Below are 24314 nucleotides of genomic sequence, written 5' to 3' on the forward strand. Positions count from 1 at the left end.
ACGGCACTTTTCTTAATATCCCTGCAAAACAAACGGTTGAAGTGATAATTATTATCACTACCATTGTGAACAATCTGTGTTGATTTACTCATAATCAGCCAGCTAATTATTAAGTAATAGAGATAGAAGGTGGGGCATATGCAACAGGAATCCGTCGGGACATTTTCACTCGATGATAATGTTTGGCAGGGCGTTACGATCACCGACAGCGCCGCGGCGCAAATTACACGGCTCATGCAGCAAGATCCTGAAATAAAAGGATTGCAGCTGGGGGTTAAACAATCAGGCTGTGCCGGTTTTGCTTACGTGATGGACATGGCAAAGGAACCTGCCAGCGACGCTCTGGTTTTCGAGCATGGCAGTGCCAAACTTTACGTGCCACTGAAAGCGATGCCGTTTATTGATGGCACCGTGGTGGATTATGTCCGTGAAGGGCTAAATCAGATTTTTAAATTTAATAATCCTAAAGCTCAGCACTCCTGCGGGTGTGGCGAGAGCTTTGGCGTTTGAGCGATGTAAACGAAATGACACGAAGCAATGTAGAAGTTCCAGATGATGTGCAGGCTTGGGTCAGCGATGGTCGCTATAAAGAAGGTTTCTTTACACAGCTTGCAACTGATGAGTTAGCGAAGGGCATCAACGAGGATGTTATTCGTGCTATTTCTGCCAAGCGTAACGAACCGGAATGGATGTTAGAGTTTCGCCTCGGGGCTTATCGCAGTTGGTTAGAAATGGAAGAACCGCATTGGCTGAAAGCGCATTATAAAAGTCTGGATTATCAGGATTACAGCTATTACTCAGCGCCATCTTGCGGTAGCTGTGATGATAACTGCGGTTCGCAATCCGGCGCACTGCAACAGTCATCCGCTGAAGATTCAGCCGCGCACACCATGAATGAGTACCTCACCGCTGAGGTTGAATCTGCCTTTGCTCAGCTTGGGGTGCCAGTGCGGGAAGGGGCTGAAGTGGCAGTTGATGCCATTTTTGACTCGGTTTCTGTGGCGACCACCTATCGCGGTAAATTGGCCGAGCAAGGTATTATTTTCTGCTCATTCGGTGAAGCCATTCAGGAATACCCCGATTTAGTGCGTAAGTATTTGGGATCAGTGGTTCCTGCCAAAGATAACTTTTTTGCCGCGTTGAATGCGGCGGTCGCCTCTGACGGTACTTTTGTCTATGTACCTAAAGGGGTGCGCTGCCCAATGGAGCTATCCACTTACTTTCGTATCAATGCCGCCAAAACCGGTCAGTTTGAGCGCACTATCCTGATTGCCGATGAAGACAGTTATGTGAGTTATATCGAAGGGTGCTCTGCACCGGTTCGTGATAGCTATCAGCTACATGCTGCAGTGGTCGAGGTCATTTTGCACAAAAATGCAGAAGTGAAATACTCGACAGTTCAGAACTGGTTTGCCGGGGCTGACAGTACCGGCGGTATTCTCAACTTTGTGACCAAACGGGCGCTGTGTGAAGGTGATGGCTCCAAAATGTCATGGACCCAATCTGAGACCGGCTCGGCCATTACCTGGAAATACCCAAGTGTCATTTTGCAGGGCGATAACTCTATCGGCGAGTTCTTCTCGGTCGCATTAACCAACGGCCATCAGCAAGCTGATACCGGCACCAAGATGATCCATATTGGCAAAAACACCAAATCAACCATTATCGCCAAAGGGATCTCTGCGGGGCATAGCCAAAATACCTATCGTGGCCTGGTTAAAATTTTGCCCGGTGCGGATAACGCCCGTAACTTCACGCAATGCGACTCGATGCTGATTGGCCCGGATTCCGGTGCACATACCTTCCCTTATGTGGAAGTGCGTAATAACACCGCACAGCTAGAGCATGAGGCGACAACCTCAAAAATTGGCGATGACCAACTGTTTTATTGCCTGCAACGTGGCATCAGCGAAGATGATGCCATCTCAATGATTGTTAACGGCTTCTGTAAGGATGTGTTCTCCGAGTTGCCACTGGAGTTCGCCGTGGAAGCGCAGAAATTGTTAGCCATCAGCCTGGAACACAGTGTTGGTTGAGTCTCAGTTGAATAAGCATTCGCAGAGTTTTGCGCGCCTGCGCACCAAGGAAACTTATGTTAAGCATTAAGAATTTAAAAGTCAGTGTGGAAGGTAACGAAATCCTCAAAGGTTTGGATTTGGAGATCAAACCCGGCGAAGTGCATGCCATTATGGGGCCAAACGGATCAGGGAAAAGTACCTTGTCTGCGGCGCTGGCCGGACGGGAAGAATATGAAGTCACTGAGGGCAGTGTGACCTTCAAAGGTAAAGACTTGCTGGAACTCGACCCAGAAGATCGGGCTGGCGAGGGCGTGTTTTTGGCTTTCCAATATCCGGTAGAAATTCCAGGTGTCAGCAACCATTTCTTCCTACAAACTGCCGTCAATGCGGTACGTAAATATCGTCAACAGGAACCGCTGGATCGTTTTGATTTCGCAGATTTTATCGAAGAGAAAATTGAGTTACTCAAAATGCCGGCAGATTTACTGACACGTTCAGTGAATGTGGGCTTCTCGGGCGGTGAGAAGAAGCGCAACGATATCTTGCAGATGGCAGCACTGGAGCCTTCTTTATGCATTCTGGATGAAACCGATTCTGGTTTGGATATTGATGCACTGAAAATTGTCGCCAACGGGGTAAACTCACTGCGCAATCAAGATCGCGCCTTTATTATCGTGACTCACTATCAGCGCATCCTCGATTACGTCAAACCTGACTTTGTGCATGTGTTGTATCAGGGGCGAATCATTAAATCTGGTGATTTCACGCTGGTGAAACAGTTGGAGGAGCAAGGCTATGGCTGGCTTACCGACCAACAGTAACATGCTGGAACAGCAACGTATTCTTGAAAAACAGCGCGCTGATGCGTTGCTACATTTTGGTCAATTGTTTAAACAGAATCAAACGTTTAAACAGCATCAAGGTGGCCAGAAAGCCGAGGTGACGGCACACTGGCAACAAGTGCTGCAATTGGGTTTTCCCGGCATCAAACATGAAGACTGGAAGTACACGCCACTGGAGCGTTTACTGGCGCACAATTTCAGTTTTGCGCCCGCAGCGGAAGTTACGGCGACTCAGCGTGATGATCTCTTATTGATCAAAGATGCGCACCGTGTGGTTTTCATTGATGGCAGATATTCCCCTGAGTTGAGCGACCGCGATTGTGGCCCGTATCAACTGACACACACGACAGAAAACACCTCATTCCCTGCGGCTATCCAGTCGGAAATATTTTTGCATCTGACAGAGAGTCTGGCTCAGGAAAGTCTGCATATTCGCCTGCCTGTCGGAAAACACAGCGACAAACCGCTTTATCTGCTGCATATCAGCTCAGGTAAGGGTTCTGAGGTGGTGAATACCAGCCATTATCGCCATCATCTGGCGATTGAGGCGAGTGCACAGGCTGAGGTCATTGAGCATTTTGTTAGCCTCAATGAACAGCCGCATTTTACTGGCGCGCGGCTGACTATTTCAGTGGGTGATAATGCTGAGTTGAGTCATTGCAAACTGGCATTTGAAACACCGCAAAGCTATCACTTTGCCCATAACGATTTAGTGTTAAGCCGCGATGCACGGGCCAAGAGTTACAGTTTCTTGCTCGGGGCGGGGCTGACTCGCCACAATACCAGCGCCCAGTTAAATGGCGAGGGTGCCACTTTATCCATCAATAGTCTGCTGCTGCCAATTGGGCGCGAAATCTGTGATACCCGCACCTATCTGGAGCATAACAAGGGCTATTGTGAAAGCCGCCAGTTGCACAAAACTATTGTGAGGGAGCGGGGTAAAGCAGTCTTTAATGGCATGATAAAAGTCGCTCAGCATGCACTGAAAACTGACGGGCAGATGACCAACAATAACTTGTTGCTCAGCAAGTTAGCCGAAGTTGATACCAAACCACAGTTGGAAATTTATGCCGATGACGTGAAGTGCAGCCACGGGGCTACCGTTGGGCGTATTGATGCAGAACAGCTGTTTTATCTGCAATCACGCGGTATCAATCAGGCAGATGCGCAGCAAATGATTATTTTTGCTTTTGCCGCCGAATTGACCGAAGCCATTCATCACGAATCTATCCGCAAAGTAGTGTTGGCGCGTATTGCAGAGCGGCTGGCTGGGGAGTCGCTATGAGTATCTCTATCGGGCAGATCAGTATCGAACAGATCAGAGCTGATTTTCCACTGCTTAGCCGTGAGGTTAACGGTCAGCCGTTGGCGTATCTGGACAGTGCTGCCAGTGCGCAGAAACCACAAATAGTGATTGATAGAGAGCTTAACTTCTATCGTGAAGGTTATGCGGCGGTTCATCGCGGCATTCATACCTTGAGCGCAGAAGCGACTGGGCAGATGGAAGCGGTGCGCAGCCAGGTTGCTGGCTTTATTAACGCAGCCTCTGCCGAAGAGATTGTTTTTGTCAAAGGCACCACCGAAGCCATTAATCTGGTGGCTAACAGCTATGGCCGCCATGCTCTCAAAGCCGGTGATAGCATTATCATTACCGAAATGGAGCATCACGCCAATATTGTGCCGTGGCAGATGCTGGCAAAAGAGATTGGTATCGAAATTCGTGTTTGGCCACTGACGGCAACCGGAGAGTTGGAGCCTGGTGCGTTGGCAGGGCTGATGGATAACACCACCAAACTGCTGGCGATAGCTCAGGTGTCCAATGTACTGGGGACGGTAAACCCGATTAAAGAGATCGTGGCGCAAGCCAAAGCTGCGGGCTTAGTGGTGCTGGTGGATGGCGCTCAGGCTGTCATGCATCAAACCGTCGATATACAGGATCTGGGCTGTGATTTCTATGTTTTCTCCGGTCACAAACTGTATGGGCCATCGGGCATTGGTATCTTGTATGGCAAGAGTGAATTGCTACAGCAAATGCCGCCTTGGGAAGGGGGCGGTGCGATGATTAAAACCGTCAGCTTGACACAAGGCACGACCTTTGCTGATGCGCCGTGGCGTTTTGAAGCAGGTTCGCCCAATACAGCCGGGATTATGGGGCTGGGTGCAGCAATCAGTTATGTGAATGGCCTGGGCCTGGATAATATCCACGCATATGAACAATCGCTGATGCAGTATGCATTGGAGCAACTGAGCCAGATAAAAAGTCTGACACTTTATGGCCCAGCAGAGCGGGCAGGGGTGATAGCGTTTAATCTGGGGCAACACCATGCCTATGATGTGGGCAGCTTCCTGGATCAATATGGCATTGCTATTCGTACCGGACATCACTGCGCCATGCCGCTGATGGCGTTCTATCAAGTCCCGAGTATGTGTCGTGCGTCACTGGCACTGTATAATACCCGCGAGGAAGTGGATCGCCTGGTGGCCGGATTACTGCGCATCGAAAAACTACTGGGTTAGCGCGGACAGTTCGCGACAATGCACCCTAAAGCCGACTATCATTTTAAACAGTCGGCTTTTATTTTTACTTTAGGACGAGTGTTATGGCTGGTTTGCCAGATAAAGATAAATTGATTCGTAACTTTTCCCGTTGTTTGAATTGGGAAGAAAAGTATCTGTATGTCATTGAGTTGGGTGCACAGCTACCACCGTTAACTGAGCAGCAGCGCCAGCCTGAGAACCTTATTTCGGGCTGCCAAAGTCAGGTGTGGATTGCTATGAGCACCTCAACGGAAGGTAAGGTGGTTTTTGCCGGTGATAGTGATGCCGCCATCGTCAAAGGCCTGGTTGCAGTCGTGTTTATTCTGTATCAGGGTTTGACTCCGCAACAGATAATTGATCTTGATGTTCGACCATTCTTTGCCGATTTAGCCCTTAGTCAGCATCTAACCCCTTCGCGTTCCCAAGGCCTTGAAGCTATGATCCGTGCCATTCGTGCCAAAGCAGCGGTACTACAAGCGGGCTGATTCGCGTCAACATTTTGTGCTTTATTCTCCCGTGACTGAGCATTTTTGCGTCATGGGTCACAGTCTTAAAATGGTGAAATTTCAGCAGCTTAAATCGCCCTCCAGGTTGGAAAAAGCATAATAAATTACATTGTAACACCTTGATTTCTAGAGATATAAATTGCCTTTATAATAATGACTGTTACTATATGGTGGCCTTATTATTGGCTGCTAAAATTAACGTAGATAGCCGAATCGAATTTTAAGAAGTGATGTAGGAACTAAGCATGAAACGTGCATTAACTTTGATTGGTATGTTATTCGCAACTTGTCTGGCGGGAAGTATCACCGCTGCCAATGCGACCGAGTATCCTCTGCCGCCAGCCAATAGTCGTCTGATTGGTGAAAATACTACCTATACTGTTCCAAATGATGGCCGTCCGCTGGAGGCTATTGCTGCCGACTATAAAATCGGTTTGTTGGGGATGCTGGAAGCAAACCCAGGCGCTGACCCGTATTTGCCGTTACCCGGTTCAGTGTTAACTATCCCGACTCAGATGTTGCTGCCTGATACCCCGCGTGAAGGTATCGTCATCAACCTGGCTGAACTGCGTCTTTATTATTACCCTAAAGGCCAGAATAAAGTCATCGTATACCCAATCGGTATCGGCCAGTTGGGGCGTAATACTCCAACGATGACGACCTCTGTCAGTCAGAAGATCCCGAACCCAACCTGGACACCAACGGCCAACATCCGTAAGCACTATGCGGCTGAAGGTGTGACTTTGCCAGCAGTGGTGCCAGCCGGTCCAGAAAACCCAATGGGTCTGTTTGCCATGCGTTTGGCTGCCGGTGGCGGTGAGTATCTGATTCACGGAACCAATGCTAACTTTGGCATTGGTATGCGAGTCAGCTCCGGCTGCATTCGTCTACGTCCAGATGATATTGAAGCGCTGTTCAAAGCCGTACCGAAAGGCACCCGCGTTCAGATCATCAACGAGCCGGTTAAATATTCCGTTGAGCCAGATGGCAAGCGTTATGTAGAAGTTCATCAACCGTTGTCTCGTGTAGACAGTGATGATCCGCAAACAATGCCAATTGCTATCAGTAGTGGCTTGCAGAAATTCATCAACGACAGCCAGACTGATGCACAAGTGGTTCAGGAAGCGATTGTACGCCGTGCTGGCATGCCGGTTATTGTGACTGTAGGTGAGACTGCCCCTGCACAAGCTCCGGCTGCTGTAGCCCCTCAGAGCGAGCAAGAAGCACAACCACAGAGCGAAGGTCAGCAACCCACTGAACAAGAAATTCCTAAGTTGGTTCAGCCAGGTCCGGTTTACTCAGCCGCGAACTAAGGCTTAACACATCTAAGACTTAACGTATCTTAGCCACGGCAGTTACCATTTTGCCGTGGCTAATTTTTTGCGTATCGGCGTGGCGAATGAATAAGTTGATGATGGGATAGATGGTCAGGGAAGGGTATAGCAGGGAAAGTGACCGTCAGAGACGGGTTTCTGTGAGGTAAAAAAAATGGCGCACAATGTGCGCCATTTTTCATTCAGGAAGTAATATTACTTCTTGTAAGCGTGAGCTTGGTTGTCAAGACGTTGGTTAGCACGTGCTGCATCGTCTTTAGCTGCTTGAACGTCAGAACGGATTGCGTTCACGTCGTTGCTCAGTTGGTCAACTTTAGCGTTCAGAGTTTGAACGTCAGAAGACAGTTGATCGATTTTAGCATTGCTTGAACAACCAGCCAGCATAGTAGAAGCCAGAATTACCGCGCCCAGTACAAGTTTAGTACGATTCATTATTAACACCCTCTAGATTAAGTTAATCTCCATGTAGCGTTACAAGTATTACACAAAGTTTTTTCGAAAGAGAATAAATTTTTAGTATTAGAGGGGTTTATTTTGATCGTTCGCTCAAAGAAGCATCTTGTTTTAAAAAAAAGTTAAAAAAACGAGGTAAAACAGCCGGATTCTTTCGGATAAGTCCTACTCAGAAAAACGGGTTTGGGGGGCATAAGATAAAATGGTTTTTTCGGAAAGTTTATTTGGCCGTGTTCAAAAAGAAAAACGCCGCTATTGAAAGCGGCGTTTTTAATTAGCGTTTAATCGTGCGTCGAGATTATAAGACGTGCACGGAAGAAGTGTTGGTGGTGCCACTTGGCACTAATGCACCAGAAACCATCACGACAACGTCACCTTTCTGTGCCAGACCGCTAGCCAGAGCCGCTTCTTTACCGATACGGTAGAAGTCATCTGTTGAAGCAATCTCGTTGACCAGTTGAGTTATCACGCCTTTGGTCAGGATTAACTGACGCGCAGTAGTCTCATTGGTGGTCAGTGCCAGGATAGTGGCCGTCGGGAAGTATTTGCGCACTGACTTGGCAGATTTACCGCCGCCAGTTGCTACCACGATCACTTTTGCTTCCAGTTTTTCTGCGGTTTCTACCGCACCACGGCAAACTGCTTCAGTGATACGCATTTTGCGGTTGTCGTTCAGCGTTTCGATGCGGCTAGGCATGATACGGTCTGTACGTTCACAGATGGTCGCCATGATGGTAACAGACTCTAATGGGTACTTACCCTTAGCACTTTCACCAGACAGCATCACGGCATCTGTACCGTCCAGAATGGCGTTAGCAACGTCGCCAGCTTCTGCACGGGTAGGGCGTGGGTTTTTGATCATGGAATCGAGCATCTGAGTTGCAGTAATAACAACTTTACGTGCGCGGTTACATTTCTCAATCATCATCTTCTGCGCGAAGATAACTTCTTCAACCGGGATTTCAACACCCAGGTCACCACGAGCAACCATGATACCGTCGGATGCTTCCAGGATTTCGTCGAAGTTATTCAGACCTTCCTGGTTTTCAATTTTGGAGATGATCTGAATGTGCTCGCCACCGTGGGCTTTCAGGTGTTCGCGGATTTCCAGCACGTCTGAACGTTTACGGATAAAGGATGCCGCAACGAAGTCCACACCTTGCTCACAACCAAAGATCAGGTCAGCTTTATCTTTTTCAGCCAGTGCTGGCAGTTGGATAGAAACACCTGGCAGGTTAACGCCTTTATTTTCACCCAAATCACCATTGTTCAGCACTTTACATACCACGGTGCTTTCAGTGACTTCGGTGACTTCCATGCCGATCAGACCATCGTCAACCAGCACAGTGTTGCCAATTTTCAGGTCTGCTGCGAAGCCCGGGTAGGTCACAGCAACGATATTGTTGTTACCAATAACGCTTTGATCAGTGGTGAAAGTGAAAGTCTGACCTGCAACCAGAGCAGCATCTTTGCCGCCTTCCAGTTTCATGGTGCGAATTTCTGGGCCTTTGGTGTCCAACAAGATACCGGCTTTCAAGCCAGTTTTTGCCATGACAGCACGGATATTCTTGATACGTTGACCATGTTCTTCATAGTCACCGTGGGAGAAGTTTAAGCGCATAACGTTCATACCGGCATTCAGCAAGTTCGTCAGCATTTCTTCGGATTCGGTTTTTGGACCGATGGTACAAACAATTTTAGTCTTTTTCATGACGGATTTTTTCTACAAGTTGTGATGGATAAAAAGCGAATATTCCGTTAAATACAGCAACGGAGTGGAATTTGATAAGTGTCTGGTGTAGCGAAACGTGAACAAGGAGCAAAACATTACTAAGAATAGATGACAGTTGCGGAAATTGAACGGAAAACTTTAGCACGAGGCTAAGCGCATGATCGGTATACGATGGCGTAAATGTGAGTTGTATTTTTTTAGCGTATCGGCAGATCAAGATGCTGAAACCATTCAACTGAAACGACGGTTCGTATTATAAGCGGTAAGTTGCGGGAAATGAAATAGAAAACAGAAACTCATTGCCGTTTTTTATAAAAACGGACCATTAGTCGCGCAAACACGGGAAATAATGCTTATTTTGTTGCGCAACAATAAATTTTTTTAACACTTTTAACAAAGTAGAAGCTGAATAATTGTTGAAAACAACATCACAAGATAGAGGGAACTTGAGTTGGGTTGATTAAGGTCAGGAAGTTATCGGAAACAACAGAGTGGTGCGTTCTAATGGACTCGAACCATCGACCCCCACCATGTCAAGGTGGTGCTCTAACCAACTGAGCTACGGACGCACATCATACTCTTGGCATTCTAATAACCTGGCATTCTAATAATAAGAGTGGTGCGTCCGAATGGACTCGAACCATCGACCCCCACCATGTCAAGGTGGTGCTCTAACCAACTGAGCTACGGACGCAATACCTAACTCTTATTATTCGCCATCAATGCTGACAACGGGGACGAATATTAACGAGCCGCCCGTCCTCTGGCAAGGAGAAAAACATAATATTCACCGCAAACTCACGTAATTGCTGCGCTTTTACTCATTGCGCTGTTTTTTTCTCCAGCTTTTCTTCTTTGGCAGGGCATTAATCACTGAGATAACTGTCAGCAATTAATGCCCACGATGACAAACGGTTAGTGTGCCGCTTTTTGCAGAATAAAAGCCGCTGGCTGTTTTTGTAACCAGCGTATGCGCAGCGCCATTAATATAGCCGCCGAGGTCAGGCCGATAACGAAGCCTATCCAGAAACCACTTGGCCCCATCGCGGGTACAATATAATCGGTCAAACCGAGTAAATAACCACTTGGCAGCCCCAACAACCAATAGGCGGTGAAAGTAATAAAGAAGATCGAGCGAGTATCTTTATAACCGCGTAATACGCCGCTGCCGATCACCTGAATTGCATCAGATAATTGGTAAAGTGCTGCCAATAACATCAAGTGGGAGGCCATGACCACGACTTCAGGTGTCTTGTTATAGAGCAGCGCAATATGTTCGCGGAACACCACAGTAAATATCGCGGTGACACATGCTAGCATCAGGCCCACCGCAATACTGGTATACGCAGCCACTCTGGCGTTTTCTACTGACCCTTGCCCCAGGCGGAAGCCGACACGAATAGTCGCAGCGACACTTAATGACATCGGTAACATAAACATCAATGAACTAAAGTTGAGGGCGATCTGGTGCCCGGCCACGGCGACAATACCGAGCGGAGAAACCAGTAGTGCGACAACCGCAAACAAGGTCACTTCGAAAAACAGCGCCAACGCAACCGGCAGCCCAAGCCCCCCGAGGCGTTTCATGACTTGCCAGTCCGGTGCAGCAAATCCTTTTTCCAGTTTGATATCTTGCTGTGAGCGGGCGCGAGTCACATACCAACGCATCATCAGGAACATCACCCAGTAAACTGTGCCGGTAGCCACCCCACAACCGACGCCGCCTAAGGCCGGAGCACCGAATTTACCGTAGATGAAGATATAGTTAATGGGGATATTGACCAACAAGCCAATAAAACCAATCACCATCCCCGGTTTGGTTTTAGATAATCCTTCACACTGATTACGCAGCACCTGGAAAAAGAGATAGCCGGGCGCCCCCCACATAATGGCATGCAGGAAACCAACGGCCTTATCTGCCAGCACCGGATCAATGTCGTGCATCTGCTTAATCACGTGGTCGCTATTATAAATGACCACCATAATTAACACTGAAACACAGGATGCCAGCCAAAAGCCCTGTCTGACCTGATGAGCAATTTGGTTGCGCCGTCCGGAGCCATTAAGTTGGGCAACCGTCGGCGTTAATGCCAGCAATAATCCATGACCGAATAATATGGCGGGTAACCAGATTGAGGTCCCCACCGCCACCGCAGCCATATCGGTTGCACTGACAGAACCGGCCATAATAGTGTCAACCACACCCATGGCGGTTTGGGACAATTGCGCGATAACAACAGGAATAGCGAGAGCCAACAAGCTACGCGCTTCGACGATATACTTCTGCACGTATGCACCTTTATCTACCCATCGTCCTTGAAGATGTATGGGTATAACCTAGTTATAATTTCAGTAGTGATAATTTATCGTTTTATAGCCGATAAATAAAATAGCGGGAAACATAATACTCTTGGAACACGAAGAGTATAAAAGATTGTACCTCCTCGCAGTGCTTAAGCAATCCTTGTCATTCAGTTTCAATGAAATAACGCGAATACAGATTTTTAGTCTAAGTGGTTTGGTTTTCCTTATCTTCTGAGGCAAAATCAGGGCAGTGAAATTTTTTCTACAGACTTTTTTTACAGATAAGAGGCATGGCGTATGTTTACCGGTATTGTTCAAGGCACCGCGCCAGTGGTTGCCATTGACGAAAAATCCAACTTCCGCACCCATGTGGTTGAAATGCCAAATGAATTGTTGCCTGAATTAGCATTAGGTGCTTCGGTGGCTCACAATGGCTGCTGTTTGACAGTGACTGAAGTTAACGGGAATCGAGTCAGTTTTGATTTAATGAAGGAAACCCTGCGTATTACCAATCTGGGTGATATTAAAGTGGGTGATATTGTTAATCTGGAGCGAGCCGCGAAATTTAGTGATGAAATTGGCGGACATCTCATGTCCGGTCATATTATTTGTACCGCTGAAATAGCCAAAATATATACCTCAGAAAATAACCGTCAGATCTGGTTTCGACTGCCCAGTGACGATTTAATGAAATATGTATTACATAAAGGCTTTATCGGTATTGATGGCATCAGTCTGACCATCGGCGAGGTGGTGGGCAACCGTTTTTGCGTCCATTTGATTCCGGAAACACTGGCACGAACCACACTCGGTAAAAAGCGCTTGGGACATCGGGTGAATATTGAAATAGATCCACAAACTCAGGCTGTAGTGGATACCGTTGAGCGGGTGTTGGCACAACGCGAAATTGCGCAGATAGCAGCAGCTGAAAAAGTCCCTCGCGTATAAAATAAAAAAGGCAGGGCTGATGTGCTCCTGCCTTTTTGAAAAAGAATCACATTAGATATTAACGAGCAACTCGAATACCGCCTTCTACGCCGTTGGGGCTGAATAAGACCTGCCACAATTGAATATCTCTGGCGCGGAATGCACCGGCACAGGCATTCAGATAATAGCTGAACATTCGCTCAAACCGAGGCGAGTAATTCTCAGCTAATTTTGGCCATGCGGCTTGGAAACGTTCATACCATGCCATCAGTGTTCGGTCGTAATCGGCCCCAAAATTATGCCAGTCTTCCATGATGAAATAAGGCTCACTAGCCTTGGCAATATGTTGTACCGATGGCAGACACCCATTGGGGAAGATATATTTATCAATCCATGGGTCAACACTCAGGTCAGTACGATTAGCACCAATGGTATGCAGCAGGAATAAACCGTCAGGTTTTAAATTACGCTTAACCACTTCAAAATAGGTGTTGTAATTTTTAGGGCCGACATGTTCGAACATTCCCACCGAGACAATGCGATCGAATTGTTCATCCAGGTCGCGATAATCTTGCAGCAAAATAGTGACATCCAACCCTTCGCAGCGTTTTTGTGCCAGTTTTTGCTGTTCAGCTGAAATAGTTACCCCTGAAACCGACACCCCGAAATGGCGCGCGGCGTAAGCGGCAAGCCCGCCCCAGCCACAACCAATATCAAGCAGTTTCATGCCCGGCGCTAATTGCAGTTTCTCACAGATCATCTGCAATTTATTTTCCTGCGCTTGCTCAAGGGTGGTTGCATCTTTCCAATAGGCGCAGGAATATTGCATATTGGGGTCGAGCATTAGGCTAAATAGATCATTACCAAGATCGTAATGCTCCTTACCGACAATCCAGGCTCGTTTCTTAGATTGCAAATTAATAATGCGCGCGGCGGCAATGCGTAAAGTATCTTTGAGATGGTGTGGAAGTTGATGCTCCAGGCCAGCCCTGAGAACGCGTTGGAAGAAAATATCCAGCCGATCGCATTCCCACCAGCCATCCATATAACTCTCACCTAATGCCAAAGATCCTTCTTGTAATACCCGCTTAAAGAAGTCTGGGTTATTAACTCTAATGTCGAAGGGGCGTGAGCCATTGATTTCAATATCCGCCCGATTCAGCATTTCTTGTACAATGCGAAACCACGGATTTTCTTGAATACTCTGGTCTTCTATACAGGATGAACTCATAGCTTCTCCATCACTTTCTTCTGACTTATGACCCGCGATAAAATCTATATGCGCAGATACATACCAATAAAGTTGGTGTCTGGTATCCATTACGGACAGAGGAAGATTAAGAAGAAACCCTAATGATAGGGCGACTCATCCATAAGAGTAAATGTGACGCAATCCACGCGTCCAGCAAGTGTTTAGGATAATGCTTTTTTTAAATGATATTCTAATTGGTTAAATCGAGTATAGGCCTGCCGGGATGCTTTCTCAATAATAAATCGCTCCCGGCCGACATTTCGCTTAGTGACTATTTCTATTGAGAATTATGACTCTCCGCAAATATAGTCAGTTTTGTTAGTCTGGGTTTTATTACTTCTCAATGCATAGCAATGAATACCATATCCCAATGCAGCTAAAACGACTGTTGACAGCATTACTGTGACGGTTGCCAGCAAAGGTTGGCTGATATAAGCCGACACCAGCATACTGGCAATAAAACACAAACCCAATTGTAGTGTGTTTTGCAACGCAGCTGCTTTACCCGTATTGGCAGGAAAGGGCGTTAATGCATTTGCTACGATAATAGGGTAGCAGGCACCATTCACAAGCGCCATTAAGCAGAACGGAATAAGTAAGGTCACCAGTGTGGGCGTTGTCAGCGTTGCTATCAGATAGAGCGCAATCATACTGATAGCATAACCGGCTAATAGCCACGGCAGCAGGGTGTTACCCTTGATTCGACTCAATGCACTACGACAACCAAATCCCCCCAGCAGAAAGGCTAATGTTTGAGGAACATAACTCAAACCAATGATATTCGGGCTATACCCCATATCACCTAAAATAAACGGTGAACCCGTTAGCCAGGCAAAAAAACCGGCACTGCATGCAGCAAACATCATCACGTTGCCGCTGAATACCGGAGATTTCAGCAACTGCCAGAAACTAATGGTGTTTTTGTTTTTTTCTACGTTATCCGGCGTTGTTTTTTTCCGTTCTTTAAGCAAGGCGGTCGGAATCAGTAGCAGCAGGGTAATCGCCAATAGCACGACAAAAATTGAGCGCCAGCTGAAATGATTTAATAACCAGGCACCCAGTAATGGCGCGAGCGCAGGGGATAACGCTACCAAGGGCATAATGGTCGCAAATACTCGGTTGGCTTTGCCGTCGCGATAGCGATCGACCACTAAGGCTTGCCAGCTCACAGCCGCGGAGCAGACCCCCACCGCCTGAATAAAGCGCAAAACCAATAACTGCGCCGCAGTTTCAACCCATAAAACCCCCAGGCAGCCGATGGCAAATAACCCCAATCCTGCTAATAGAACGGGTTTGCGACCTATTTTATCCGAAACCGGCCCCCAGATAAGTTGGGCGATAGCGAAACCGGCGAGAAAGATACTGAGGCTGGCGCTGATGGATCCAGCGGAGGCTTGGAGTTCTTGTTGCATGGCACCAAATGCGGGCAAATACATATCAGTGGCCAGATACCCCAACATGCTCAAACCGGCCAGATAGAACATGAAACTTGATGTCGTTTTCATTATTTATTTCTCATTATATGCTTCGTCCTTGAAACCACAGGGGTGTTTGCTCTTACTTTCCCGAATCACTTATTGCTATAAGCATCATCTGGATGTGTTCATTTGCTGCCTATCTGTGGCTCCAATGACTTTGGCTAGATTATATTTTTGCAGGCAAAACTTTTGTTATCGAAAATTAATTGCGGGGGGCATTCTAGCGGCGAGATATTCTGTTGTGAAATGGTAATATTTGCGCCATGCTATCAAAAAAATTGATACCAAATATTCCGTCTAAAGGAAGCGCCAAACCATGTGGTCAGAATACTCATTGGATGTGGTGGATGCTGTTGCGCGCACTGGGAGTTTCAGCGCTGCTGCGCAAGAATTGCACCGCGTGCCCTCTGCGATAAGTTATACCGTGCGTCAATTAGAGGAGTGGTTGGCTGTACCGCTATTTGCGCGACGCCATCGGGATGTGGAATTGACCGAAGCAGGCAAAGTTTTTATTAAAGAATCGCGTGATGTTATCAAAAAAATGAATGACACACGTCGTCAATGTCAACAAGTGGCGAATGGCTGGCGCGGGCAATTAAATATCGTGGTTGATAAAATCGTCAAACCTCAGCGAAGTCGCCGTTTAGTGCTGGATTTTTATCGCCATTTTCCCGATATCGAATTGCGGGTGCGCTATGAAGTCTTTAACGGCGTGTGGGATGCGCTGGTGGATGGGCAAGCGGATATGGCCATTGGTGCGACTCGTGCCATCCCTGTTGGCGGGCGTTTTGTCTTCCGTGACATGGGCTTTCTGACCTGGCATTGCGTAGTGAGCATTAATCATCCTTTAGCGCAGTTAACCGGGCCGCTTAGCGATGATCAGTTACGCCCTTATCCCTCACTTTGTCTGGAGGACACAGCGAGAAATTTGCCGAAACGAGATACCTGGACGTTGGATAACCAACAGCGATTAGTGGCACCGGACTGGGTGACGGGCATAGATTGCCTGTGTGAGGGGTTATGCATTGGCATGGTGCCCGCTCATATGGTATCGCCCCTGATTGCACAAGGGAAACTGGCAGCCTTAACACTCGACGAACCCTTACCTGATAGCCCATGCTGCTTGACGTGGGAGCAGAACAACCATTCCCCGGCCTTAGCCTGGATGCTGGAATATTTGGGTGACAGTGTCACGTTAAATGAAGAGTGGCTAAGAGATGATAATGGCACTGATAATGAGATACGGCAGAATTAGCCGCCGGTAACAGGGCGCTACCGGCAGACTAAATGTTTAGCAGCGATAACTGTGCTTAGCGGCGATAATCGCGGAATGGGCCATCAGCAACAGAACGGCGTTCGACCAGCTTAGGATGTACCTCAATGGTTTGAGGATCTTCGCGTTTGCTAACAATACGGTCGAGCAACATAGCAAAAGCCGTTTCACCCAATCGCTCTTTCGGCTGATGAATGGTGGTCAACGCCGGTGAAAAATAGCGAGCATTACGCACATTGTCATACCCGATCACCGAAATATCTTGTGGTACACGCAAACCTAATTCATCTGCGGCGCATATCGCGCCCATTGCCATAATATCGCCACCACAGAAGACAGCAGTCGGGCGATGCTTTTGTGTCAGAATTTGATGCATGGCTTTATAGCCGGATTCTGGCTCAAAATCGCCCTGAACCACCCATTCTTCTCGTAGGGGAATATTGGCCTCCTCTAACGCTTTCAGGAAGCCCTGATGGCGACCGCCACCGGTATTACGCGATAACTGGCCGGGGATAGCGCCGATATCGCGGTGGCCACGCTCAATAAGATAACGGCCAGCTAAATAACCGCCTTCGAATGCATTATCAATAATCGAGTCGGTAAAATCGCCACGGGCGGTTCCCCAATCCATCACCACCATCGGAATATTGCGATAATCCTCTAACATTCCCAGTAGCTGTTCCGGATATTCAGAGCACATCACCAATAAGCCATCAACACGCTTTTGTGCCAGCATCGCCAAATAGGCTTTTTGTTTATCCAGATTATTATGAGAGTTACATAAAATCAGGGTGTAACCTTTGCTATAACAGCTATTTTCAACCGCTTCGATCACTTCAGCAAAATAGGGGGCTTCGCTGGATGTCGCCAACAAGCCAATTGATTTAGTGTGATTAACTTTCAAACTGCGGGCCACCGCACTCGGTGAATAATGCAGCTCTTTAATGGCTGCCCACACAGCGGCCTTGGTGTTTTCGGCGACGAAACGAGTTTTGTTGATAACGTGCGAAACGGTGGTAGTAGACACACCCGCGTGTTTGGCCACATCTTTAATCGTTGCCATAAAAAGAATGACTCCTAAGCTCACCTGTTACAGCAGGTAAGTATTATGTTAATCGTTTGCCTGTATGACTCGAATACCGCTCAGACAGAAACAATATAGTAGGCTGGAGAGCTAAGTCAGATGGTCGTCTGGGCGTATTTATTAGACGTTATTAGTCGGCATACAGTTATGAACTGCGAATTTTGGCTGATCTGGAGGAAAAGTGAAAGAGGTAATCAATGTTATAAAGTGCGTAATGAGCACAAGATTTTTTTTCTTAACTGTGGGAAAATAATTTAACGCACTAATTATGTGCCTTTACCCTACTATACTTTAAATAGTTCGAGCGAGTGAACCTGGCCAACGCACATGCTATTTGAAGTATAACGAGTATAAAAATTAACCGACTGAGGAGTTCTTATGGATACCAATCTGAAAATGTCGCTGATTACGACTGTTGGTGCGCTGGCGATGATTATTGTCTTTAGCTTCGTGGCGGTAATGAATTAATTAAACCGCGAGCCGGTGTGAAGTGGTAAGTAGGGCGGTTAAACCGCCCTTAATTATTTTGACTGGTAATACGATTACGCAGTGTTTTTTGCTCTCGTCGTATCAGGCTAAGTTTTTCTCAACAAAAGACCAATTCACCAGCGCCCAGAAATTCTCCAGATATTTTGGCCGCGCGTTACGATAATCAATATAGTAAGCGTGCTCCCACACATCCACAGTTAACAATGGCTTATCAGCGGTCGTCAGCGGTGTTGCCGCATTCGATGTGCTGACAATCGCTAAACTGCCATCCGCTTTTTTGACCAGCCAGGTCCAGCCTGCACCAAAGTTTTTCACTGCCGCATCGGTAAATTGCGCTTTAAATTCAGCGAAAGAGCCGAAGGATTGATTAATGGCTGCGGCGACTTTACCCGTTGGTTCACCGCCACCATTAGGTGAGAGGCAGTGCCAGTAGAATGTGTGGTTCCAGACTTGAGCCGCATTGTTAAAAATACCACCACTGGATGTTTTGACAATATCTTCCAAGGATTTACCTGCAAACTCAGTATCCTTAATCAGGTTATTGAGGTTTACCACATAGGTATTGTGGTGCTTGCCGTAATGGTATTCCAGTGTTTCAGCCGAAATGTGCGGTTCCAGTGCATTTTGTGCATAAGGTAATGCCGGTAATTCAAAAGACATAGCTCTCTCCTTTCGGGTTTGCTCAGGGTGTTTGCTCCTCAAATCCAATCATGAACTTTGGCTAAAATGAGGCGAGGAGCGCTTAAAATCGTAATTGTTGTATTTTTGTTGTGGGTATTAATCTTAACAATTTTCGACAGAAATGACAGAGATAACCACAGTGTTAGATGGGATATTAAGTGAAAGTTATACGTTATGTCATGGATGAGGAAGGCATGCTGAGTGATAAGCACCCGGTAAACCGGGTGCTGGTGATGGGATTAGCGGATAGTTTTTGGTGTTACAACGCGGCGAGCACCCACATAATGGTCTTGCCAGTAGTCATTATCTAGCATGCTGATACGAATTTCTTCGCCGGTGCGTGGTGACTGAATAAATTTGCCGTTGCCTAAATAAACGCCGACATGATCCGCAACACCGCGATTGGCAATATTGAAGAATACTAAATCACCGCTTTCTAATTCAGCGCGTTTAACCGGTGCCGCATCACGCAAATGATACATTTCATTAGCAGTGCGCGGCATTTTTATTCTGATGACATCTTTATAGGCGTAGTAAATAAGTCCGCTGCAATCAAAACCGGTATTAGGGGAGGTGCCACCCCAGCGATAAGGTTTCCCCACTTGCTTCATCAGTTTGCTCATTGCGGTCTGCTTAGCATGCTGATAGCGTTTTTTATGCGCAGGGCTGAGTTTTATTTTACTGTTTGCTGCTAATTCGGTTGCGGCTTTACCTTGGACTTTATTGCGATGGCGGCCGTAAGCTACTTTTTCGGTTTTGTTAACTGCCGCTTTTTTATTGCTAGCAGTTTTAATATTCGTTTTTTTGTTACTGTTTACTTTTTTGCTGGCAGGTTTACTGACTTCTTGTGCTTTCTTCTTAATGGTTTTGCTGGCGGTGGCTGCTGTTTTCTTTTTATCGCTGTTGCCCGCTGTTTTATTTGTAATGCTTTTACTGCTGGTTTTATTGCTATCAACTTTGGCTTTTTTAATGTTTTTATCAGCTTTACGTTTTTTACGGTCATCAGGGCTGGCCTGACTAACCTGGCCTTTCTTTTGCTCAGCCGAGACGTGAGCCTGCGGCGACGCATGTGCGAGGTTTAGAAATAGCTGGGTAAACAGCAGCACAAACAGCGTAAGTATTAAACGCATAATAACGCTACCAACCTTGGCCCTGAAATGAATACGAAGAGTCACAGTATTGCCGAAACTCCGGATATAAAAAAGCGGAGAGCTACAGGATTTTAGTCGATATTGTGAGAAAACGTTAATGGCGTCGCAATTGCCGTTTTTTCACACGGCTAATGAACTTAAATCAACCATACGTCAACGAGTTAGTCGACCCGCATTTCTGGCATCCCTCAGTGAAGATAATAATGAAGATAAGGGATCAAAAATGTTATTCTAAATGCACATATTTGTAGCTGATAATATAACCGACAACGAACCGAATAAAACCCCTGCAAAAGATGGCGTTTTATTCCAGTGGTGACAGTCGCTACAATAGGCTGGACGCAATAATAAAATAGCCCTAATGGATAGGTTCTAAGTATTGTAGCCACTAGATGGCTTGAGGAAGCAAGAAATGACAACGATTGATAAAATTCAGCGCCAGATAGCAGAAAACCCAATCCTGCTTTACATGAAGGGCTCACCAAAGCTGCCAAACTGCGGTTTTTCTGCTCAGGCTGTGCAGGCGCTATCTGCTTGCGGCGAACGTTTTGCTTACGTTGATATTCTGCAAAACCCGGATATCCGTGCTGAGTTGCCAAAATACGCTAACTGGCCAACCTTCCCACAACTGTGGGTTGATGGCGAATTGGTGGGCGGTTGCGATATCCTGATGGAAATGTATCAGCGTGGCGAACTGCAGCAACTGTTGAAAGAAACTGCAGATAAATACCGTTCTGCTGAAGAAAAACCTGCAGCAGAGTAATGTTCTGGCAGGTTAGGCAATAAACCAAAAAGTGGCTCTCAGGCCACCTCAGGTTAATGACAAAGTGCCTGTAGTGGTGAAAACAGGCATATTGTAAAGACGCCGTAAACCCATCCCTGAGGGCTCGAGCCGCGCCTTCCCTGGCGCGGACGCTTTACTCTTCTACCTGCCTTCACCTTGCAAGATCGAGTCCTTAGAGTTTGTCAGCAGTCTGAGGTGGCTCCCCGGCCACCTTTTTTAATGGTTAATTTGCTATTTTTTCTTGAGTTAGGCTACTCAGATTCACCCGCTGGCACTGGCCAGCCACCCAGTTTCTTCCAACGATTCACCAACTCACAGAATAATTTCGCCGTTTGCATTGTATCGTACAAAGCAGAGTGAGCCTGGCTGCTATCAAACGGAATCCCTGCCGTCAGGCATGCTTTAGCCAATACGGTTTGCCCCAGAACCAGGCCGCTCAGCGCTGCGGTGTCAAAAGTGGCAAATGGGTGGAACGGGTTGCGTTTTAAACTGGCGCGTTCAGCCGCAGCCATCACAAAGCTGTGATCGAAATGTGCATTATGCGCAACAATAATGGCGCGGTTACAACCTTGTTCTTTTAGCCCTTTGCGCACGGCTTTGAAAATAGCATGTAACGCATCATGTTCACTCACTGCGCCACGTAATGGGTTAGTGGGATCTATCCCATTAAATGCCAGTGCTTCTGGTTGCAGGTTGGCACCTTCGAACGGATCTACATGAAAATGCAGCGTTTCATCAGGCAACAGCCAGCCATCCTTGTTCATTTGCAAGGTGACGGCGGCAATCTCTAATAATGCGTCGGTTTGCGCATTAAAACCGGCGGTTTCTACATCAATTACTACTGGGTAATACCCACGAAAACGGCCACTTAGGGCGTTAAGGTCACTTTTATCTGCCATCAGTTTCTTATCTTCATCGAATTCAGCACGCATTATGTCAAATTTTAGCGCGGGATGCAGGGGGATATCGCGATGTGAAAAAAGGCACCGCGCAGGTGCCTTTGTGTCAATCAGTTTCCGAGGCCGTGCCCGGCGCTCTTATTCTCGATTAGTTCGATTTTGTAACCGTCTGGATCTTCGACAAAAGCAATAATCGTATTGCCACCTTTGACCGGGCCTGCTTCACGGGTCACTTTGCCCCCAGCATGACGAATCTGGTTGCAGGTGGCCGCAACATCATCCACCCCCAGAGCCAGGTGACCAAACGCAGTTCCCATCTCGTAGCTGTCTACGCCCCAGTTATAGGTCAACTCGATCACTGAGCCTTCGCTCTCATCGCTGTAGCCGACGAATGCCAGCGAGTATTTATACTCGGTATTTTCGCTGGTACGCAGCAAACGCATCCCTAATACCTTGGTGTAGAAATCGATGGAACGTTGCAGATCACCGACGCGGATCATGGTATGGAGTAGGCGCATAATACCCTCTGTTGCTATGTTGCCTGAATGGTGGGCAAGAGTGAGTGAAAACAGGTTTAAGTATAGCCTTGGTAATTAAATCAGTTCAATGGGTTACAGAAAATGAATAGACTGCAAATGATAACGGCCAGGCATATTGCCTGACCGCGAGTATCAATTGATCCATAACTAAGCAGGATTACAGCGTTGGATAGTCGGTATAACCCTTAGCGCCACCGCCGTAGAAGGTTTCACCGTCAGGCTCATTCAGTGGTGCATTTTGCTGCAAACGTTCAACCAGATCTGGGTTGGAAATATAGCTGCGGCCAAAGGCAACAGCATCAATAAATCCTTTTTCAATCAGGCTTTCGGCTTTTTCTGCGGTATACGCACCCGCGCCGATAATCACCCCTTTGAAACGGGCACGTACGGCATCGCGGAATGCATCTGAATAAGGTTTACCGCCGGCCCAGTCTGGCTCGGAGATGTGCAGGTATGCGATATGGCGTTTGTTTAACTCTTCAATCAGATACAGCGCCGCTTCTTCCTGATCTTCACCATTATCCAAACCATTGAACGGCCCTAAAGGTGAAATACGGATACCAATACGCTCAGCGCCCCATTCAGCCGCAGTAGCATCAACCACTTCTAAGGTCAGGCGAGTTCGGTTTTCAATGCTGCCACCGTATTGGTCAGTACGCTGGTTTGATGCCGGAGACATAAATTGATGTAATAAATAGCCGTGGGCCGCATGCAATTCAATATAATCAAACCCAGCCTCACGGGCATTGGCGGTTGCCTGGCGAAAATCATTAACGATGCCAGGGATCTCTTCTGTTTCCAGAGCGCGCGGTGTAGAGCAGGGAACACGCACCCAGGCACCTGTTTCATCACGAACGGTGGTACGGGTATCAGCGGCAATCGCTGAAGGTGCGACGGGGGCTTGTTGGCCCGGCTGCAAGCTGTTGTGTGAAATGCGGCCAACATGCCATAGCTGCACGGCAATATGTCCACCTTCGTCATGGACGGCTTGAGTGATTTTTTTCCAGGCGTTTAACTGCTCTTGAGTGTGTAACCCCGGAGCGCCAGCGTAGCCTTTCGCCTGGAAAGAAATCTGAGTTGCTTCAGTGATAATCAAACCAGCACTGGCTCGTTGACGATAATATTCAGCCATCAAAGGTGTTGGAATGTCACCTGGCTCAATACTACGCAAGCGCGTCAGTGGAGCCATAAATACACGGTTCGGCAATGTGAGCGCGCCAACTTTCAAAGGGGAGAACAGTTTAGCAGTCTTCATGGTGCGTCCTATATTAATAGACCAGTCAACTAGTGTCTGGGTAAATCCTGAAAAATAACAAACATGAAATTCAGGATCATTGGATTATTGAGCGGGTTGTAAAATCAGTTCGATACTTTCTAGCGCACAGGTCAGTGGCGCAACTGATCGTTTTACTTTCGCCCGCAACGACGCGCCTAGCCACAAGGCATAGAGCGTTTCTGCGGTTGCCGCAGGGGAAAGCGTAATGCGTAAAGAGCCTTCTTCAATGCCGGCTTCGATGGCATCTTGCAAACGACCAATGACGCGAGCAGTGCCGATATCTAGCGCATGACGCATAGGTTCGGATAAATCACTCACTTCGGCTGATAGTTTAACCGCCAGACAAGCATTGTGGCATTCACTGCCACAATAGTTAGCAATGGCTTGAGCAAAATAGTGCAGCAGATGGTGACGCTTATCACCTGGCGAACCGGTTAACAGGTTTGCCATCTGTGCATCATAGCGATCAAAATAGCGCTGTAGCATCGCCTCACCAAACACTTCCTTTGAGCGGAAATAGTGATAAAACGACCCTTTCGGAATACCCGCAGTTGTGAGTAACAGGCTAAGGCCCATGCCATTAAAACCAAGGCGTAGGCTGAGGCTCTCACCGGTAGCAAGCAGGTGTTCACGGGTATCTACATGTGTATGTTGTATTTTGTTCATGCTCAAAAGCCTAATAGACCAATCGGTCTAGGTCAAGAAAAAAATGCCAGCGGAGGGTGCGCTGGCATCAATATAGATATCTATCGGC

The 24314-nt window shown here is 47.2% G+C and carries 23 protein-coding genes and 2 tRNA genes; 11 read left to right on the forward strand and 14 right to left on the reverse strand.

Annotated elements, in window-relative coordinates; translation table 11 throughout:
• The first annotated feature begins 138 nt into the window (after positions 1-138).
• From sufA to FTB31_RS17355, 7 genes are all read left to right on the forward strand, one after another.
• Positions 139-510: a Fe-S cluster assembly scaffold SufA gene (gene sufA, locus FTB31_RS17325; protein WP_050078493.1), complete on the forward strand. Its 372-nt coding sequence runs from the start codon at positions 139-141 to the stop codon at positions 508-510.
• A gap of 14 nt (positions 511-524) precedes the next feature.
• Positions 525-2036 (forward strand): Fe-S cluster assembly protein SufB, encoded by a 1512-nt coding sequence (gene sufB, locus FTB31_RS17330; protein WP_050078494.1) that lies wholly within the window; start codon positions 525-527, stop codon positions 2034-2036.
• A 56-nt stretch (positions 2037-2092) separates the two neighbouring features.
• Positions 2093-2839, forward strand: a complete 747-nt coding sequence (gene sufC / locus FTB31_RS17335) for a Fe-S cluster assembly ATPase SufC (protein ID WP_050078497.1) — start codon at positions 2093-2095, stop codon at positions 2837-2839.
• Positions 2814-4145 (forward strand): Fe-S cluster assembly protein SufD, encoded by a 1332-nt coding sequence (gene sufD, locus FTB31_RS17340; RefSeq protein WP_227731652.1) that lies wholly within the window; start codon positions 2814-2816, stop codon positions 4143-4145. The genes sufC and sufD overlap by 26 nt, the downstream gene beginning before the upstream one ends.
• A complete protein-coding gene (sufS, locus tag FTB31_RS17345) occupies positions 4142-5377 on the forward strand; it encodes a cysteine desulfurase SufS (protein ID WP_227731653.1) in 1236 nt (411 codons plus the stop codon). Before sufD ends, sufS begins: the two co-directional genes overlap by 4 nt.
• 83 nt (positions 5378-5460) lie before the next feature.
• Positions 5461-5883, forward strand: a complete 423-nt coding sequence (gene sufE / locus FTB31_RS17350) for a cysteine desulfuration protein SufE (protein ID WP_227719836.1) — start codon at positions 5461-5463, stop codon at positions 5881-5883.
• A gap of 266 nt (positions 5884-6149) precedes the next feature.
• Entirely contained in the window at positions 6150-7217 is a 1068-nt protein-coding gene (locus FTB31_RS17355) for a L,D-transpeptidase family protein (RefSeq protein WP_077174660.1), read from the forward strand.
• Between the two features lie 216 nt (positions 7218-7433).
• Here the strand turns inward: FTB31_RS17355 and FTB31_RS17360 are convergent, their stop codons facing one another.
• From FTB31_RS17360 to FTB31_RS17380, 5 genes are all read right to left on the reverse strand, one after another.
• The gene (locus FTB31_RS17360; protein ID WP_005165631.1) at positions 7434-7670 is read right to left on the reverse strand and encodes a major outer membrane lipoprotein; all 237 of its coding nucleotides are present in this window, start codon (positions 7668-7670) and stop codon (positions 7434-7436) included.
• A 319-nt stretch (positions 7671-7989) separates the two neighbouring features.
• Entirely contained in the window at positions 7990-9402 is a 1413-nt protein-coding gene (gene pykF / locus FTB31_RS17365; RefSeq protein WP_050078503.1) for a pyruvate kinase PykF, read from the reverse strand.
• 513 nt (positions 9403-9915) lie between these two features.
• Positions 9916-9992, reverse strand: a tRNA-Val gene (locus FTB31_RS17370).
• 48 nt (positions 9993-10040) lie between these two features.
• Positions 10041-10117 (reverse strand) — tRNA-Val (locus FTB31_RS17375).
• Between the two features lie 221 nt (positions 10118-10338).
• Complete coding sequence (locus FTB31_RS17380; RefSeq protein WP_077174661.1) at positions 10339-11712, reverse strand: MATE family efflux transporter; 1374 nt, start codon at positions 11710-11712, stop codon at positions 10339-10341.
• A 312-nt stretch (positions 11713-12024) separates the two neighbouring features.
• On the opposite strand from FTB31_RS17380, the gene FTB31_RS17385 reads away from it, so the two are divergent.
• On the forward strand, positions 12025-12675 hold the full coding sequence (locus FTB31_RS17385; RefSeq protein WP_050078505.1) for a riboflavin synthase: 651 nt from the start codon (positions 12025-12027) through the stop codon (positions 12673-12675).
• A gap of 58 nt (positions 12676-12733) precedes the next feature.
• On the opposite strand, the gene cfa is transcribed toward FTB31_RS17385, so the two are convergent.
• Complete coding sequence (gene cfa, locus FTB31_RS17390; protein ID WP_077174663.1) at positions 12734-13885, reverse strand: cyclopropane fatty acyl phospholipid synthase; 1152 nt, start codon at positions 13883-13885, stop codon at positions 12734-12736.
• Positions 13886-14193: 308 nt separating this feature from the next.
• Entirely contained in the window at positions 14194-15411 is a 1218-nt protein-coding gene (gene punC, locus FTB31_RS17395) for a purine nucleoside transporter PunC (protein WP_050078507.1), read from the reverse strand.
• A gap of 289 nt (positions 15412-15700) precedes the next feature.
• Here punC and punR point away from each other — a divergent pair, with 289 nt between their 5' ends.
• Positions 15701-16639, forward strand: a complete 939-nt coding sequence (gene punR, locus FTB31_RS17400) for a DNA-binding transcriptional activator PunR (RefSeq protein WP_050078508.1) — start codon at positions 15701-15703, stop codon at positions 16637-16639.
• A gap of 55 nt (positions 16640-16694) precedes the next feature.
• On the opposite strand, the gene purR is transcribed toward punR, so the two are convergent.
• Positions 16695-17720 carry an HTH-type transcriptional repressor PurR gene (gene purR / locus FTB31_RS17405; protein WP_050078509.1) on the reverse strand — a complete coding sequence of 342 codons (1026 nt, stop codon included), beginning with the start codon at positions 17718-17720 and terminating at the stop codon, positions 16695-16697.
• Positions 17721-18119: 399 nt separating this feature from the next.
• On the opposite strand from purR, the gene cydH reads away from it, so the two are divergent.
• Complete coding sequence (cydH, locus tag FTB31_RS17410; RefSeq protein ID WP_019079325.1) at positions 18120-18209, forward strand: cytochrome bd-I oxidase subunit CydH; 90 nt, start codon at positions 18120-18122, stop codon at positions 18207-18209.
• 102 nt (positions 18210-18311) lie between these two features.
• Here cydH and sodB read toward each other — a convergent pair whose 3' ends face one another.
• On the reverse strand, positions 18312-18890 hold the full coding sequence (gene sodB, locus FTB31_RS17415) for a superoxide dismutase [Fe] (RefSeq protein WP_227731654.1): 579 nt from the start codon (positions 18888-18890) through the stop codon (positions 18312-18314).
• Between the two features lie 260 nt (positions 18891-19150).
• Positions 19151-20041, reverse strand: a complete 891-nt coding sequence (locus FTB31_RS17420; protein ID WP_050078513.1) for a C40 family peptidase — start codon at positions 20039-20041, stop codon at positions 19151-19153.
• Between the two features lie 433 nt (positions 20042-20474).
• Here FTB31_RS17420 and FTB31_RS17425 point away from each other — a divergent pair, with 433 nt between their 5' ends.
• The gene (locus FTB31_RS17425; RefSeq protein WP_050078514.1) at positions 20475-20825 is read left to right on the forward strand and encodes a Grx4 family monothiol glutaredoxin; all 351 of its coding nucleotides are present in this window, start codon (positions 20475-20477) and stop codon (positions 20823-20825) included.
• A 272-nt stretch (positions 20826-21097) separates the two neighbouring features.
• Here the strand turns inward: FTB31_RS17425 and rnt are convergent, their stop codons facing one another.
• The 4 genes from rnt to FTB31_RS17445 all read right to left on the reverse strand — a co-directional run bounded on the left by rnt (position 21098) and on the right by FTB31_RS17445 (position 24226).
• Positions 21098-21745, reverse strand: a complete 648-nt coding sequence (gene rnt, locus FTB31_RS17430) for a ribonuclease T (protein ID WP_072081947.1) — start codon at positions 21743-21745, stop codon at positions 21098-21100.
• Positions 21746-21855: 110 nt separating this feature from the next.
• Positions 21856-22263, reverse strand: a complete 408-nt coding sequence (gene gloA / locus FTB31_RS17435) for a lactoylglutathione lyase (RefSeq protein ID WP_050078516.1) — start codon at positions 22261-22263, stop codon at positions 21856-21858.
• Positions 22264-22441: 178 nt separating this feature from the next.
• On the reverse strand, positions 22442-23539 hold the full coding sequence (gene nemA / locus FTB31_RS17440) for an alkene reductase (protein WP_077174667.1): 1098 nt from the start codon (positions 23537-23539) through the stop codon (positions 22442-22444).
• 84 nt (positions 23540-23623) lie between these two features.
• Positions 23624-24226 carry a TetR/AcrR family transcriptional regulator gene (locus FTB31_RS17445; RefSeq protein WP_050078519.1) on the reverse strand — a complete coding sequence of 201 codons (603 nt, stop codon included), beginning with the start codon at positions 24224-24226 and terminating at the stop codon, positions 23624-23626.
• Between the last annotated feature and the right edge of the window lie 88 nt (positions 24227-24314).

The sequence above is a fragment of the Yersinia proxima genome (assembly GCF_902170785.1).
In the GTDB taxonomy this organism is placed as follows: Bacteria; Pseudomonadota; Gammaproteobacteria; order Enterobacterales; family Enterobacteriaceae; genus Yersinia; species Yersinia proxima.